Source organism: Weissella sp. DD23 (assembly GCF_001579105.1).
Taxonomy (GTDB): Bacteria; Bacillota; Bacilli; order Lactobacillales; family Lactobacillaceae; genus Weissella; species Weissella cibaria.
Map to the genome: position 1 here is coordinate 416,304 of NZ_KQ970390.1, position 1,685 is coordinate 417,988.

The following is a 1,685-nucleotide window of genomic DNA, read 5'->3' on the forward strand; positions in this document are numbered from 1 at the left end:
AAGTCACCTTAGCTGCTTGTTGACGCAACACAGGATCGCCATCACGGACGATATCTTTCATCAAATACATCTGCTCATCTCCTACAAAAAATTCTTAATAATACTAGTATAGCAAACTCTAGACCGGTTGATTCAACTTACGTAAATCTCGTAAATACGCAGCCGTTTCTTCATTAACAATATGTGCGACATCGACGTGCAACATTGGCTTACGGTTGTCATACCAGACGTCCGTCACAACCAACGCCATATCGGTCTCTGACGCACTGACTAGATTTTCATCCTGCGCATAGTCACGTAGCGCATTATTCAACGCTTGCCGGACCACGACAACTTCTTGGCGCTCCCGGTATGGTAGTTCGAACTCGAATGCCATGACTTCATGGCCCCAAATATTAGCCACCAACGTTGAAGTTGGTCGTTCCATTGTGAACAACAGCAAGTCATTGGCTAATTCCTGGAGCGCGACGGTCATACCAGCGTTAACAACTTGTTGTGAGGCAATAATCTGTCGTTCAGTCAAACGACGTCCATATCGTCGGTAGATGGTTAATGCCACCAACAGTAACCCAACTAATAAAGCCACCCAAACTAACCACATGATTACTTACCTCGTGAATCGCGGTAGCCCGCCAGCATACGATTTAACTTTTGGGCCACGAAATTCGTTTGTTGCTTATCCTTTTCACTACCAGCAACAACCCGTAACGATTGGTACGTCGCCGCTAATTGGACAAAATCATGATAAAGGCGATCCGTTGAAGTTGGTCGTTCTGGCAATTCTGAAAAATGTTGCGCTAACGTGAAATCGTTATAATTACGAACGAAATCTGTTAACCCAGTCACAAGAACAAAGTGGCCCGTTTGACGCTTAACCAAATCAATTGCTGACAACGCATCGACCATTGCAAACAATTCTGCTTCATAGGCGGATGAAATTGCTTGATGTCGCACGGCATTCTGTTCAGCCGGCGTATCAGTTGATAAGATGACTGAACCACTTAGTGCACGATTTGCCATGGTGTCCCATTCCCCACTGACATAAATGTAAGTTGCAATGGTTGATGGTAACGTCATTTTCAGTTGATTAGCCAGCGCCACTTCTTCTGGTGTCGTTGTTGGCACATAAGAACGCTTGAACTTTCCCTGTACGCCGCGGACATTATCTTTTATTTTTTCCCAGATGTTCTTACTCATCTTTGCTGTCCTCCGTCTTCATTACTTCAAGTTTAACCGAAAAGCGGATAAAAAACGACTACCCAAATCTGATGCATGATTTCAAATATATTTAGGATACATGTGCCTTGGTTTCGTTGAATATGGTATTTGGACGGTATTTCTGATAAAATTAGTTTTAAGATTGTTCGGTACAAGACAGTAATAAATTAAGGAGATTAACCGATTATGATTTTTAAGGTTTACTACCAACCTACTAAGACACAAAACCCAAAGCGTGAAAACACGCAATCACTTTACATTGATGCTGCTGACCAACCAGCTGCACGTTTAGCAGTTGAGTCAAACACAGACTACAATGTTGAATTGATTGAACAATTGTCAGAAAAGGCTTTGGCTTACGAGCAACAAAGTCCCAACTTTAAGTTGACGGAGTTCTAATATGGTCATGAATCTGGATATTCGTCCAGACGAGACTGCAGTATATGCGCTTGGTGGCCTTGGGGAAA

3 protein-coding genes and 1 pseudogene are annotated in these 1,685 nt (G+C 42.9%); 1 reads left to right on the plus strand and 3 read right to left on the minus strand.

Translation table 11 applies throughout. The features are described 5' to 3' along the window. The 3 genes and pseudogenes from def to WEIDD23_RS01995 form a co-directional block, all read right to left on the minus strand. A pseudogene (gene def / locus WEIDD23_RS14340) lies at positions 1–70 on the minus strand (peptide deformylase); the annotation flags it as partial. A 48-nt stretch (positions 71–118) separates the two neighbouring features. Then, positions 119–601, minus strand: coding sequence for a hypothetical protein (locus WEIDD23_RS01990; RefSeq protein WP_062358711.1), 483 nt, complete (start codon positions 599–601; stop codon positions 119–121). 2 nt (positions 602–603) lie between these two features. Then, complete coding sequence (locus WEIDD23_RS01995; protein ID WP_010373686.1) at positions 604–1,197, minus strand: hypothetical protein; 594 nt, start codon at positions 1,195–1,197, stop codon at positions 604–606. A 207-nt stretch (positions 1,198–1,404) separates the two neighbouring features. On the opposite strand from WEIDD23_RS01995, the gene WEIDD23_RS02000 reads away from it, so the two are divergent. Then, a complete protein-coding gene (locus WEIDD23_RS02000) occupies positions 1,405–1,617 on the plus strand; it encodes a DNA-directed RNA polymerase subunit epsilon (protein ID WP_010373688.1) in 213 nt (70 codons plus the stop codon). The last annotated feature ends 68 nt before the right edge of the window (positions 1,618–1,685 follow it).

Coding starts and splice junctions, on each gene's coding strand:
- WEIDD23_RS01990 (WP_062358711.1), bottom strand. CDS start 601: ATGTGGTTAGTTTGGGTGGCTTTATTAGTTGGGTTACTGTTGGTGGCA.
- WEIDD23_RS01995 (WP_010373686.1), bottom strand. CDS start 1,197: ATGAGTAAGAACATCTGGGAAAAAATAAAAGATAATGTCCGCGGCGTA.
- WEIDD23_RS02000 (WP_010373688.1), top strand. CDS start 1,405: ATGATTTTTAAGGTTTACTACCAACCTACTAAGACACAAAACCCAAAG.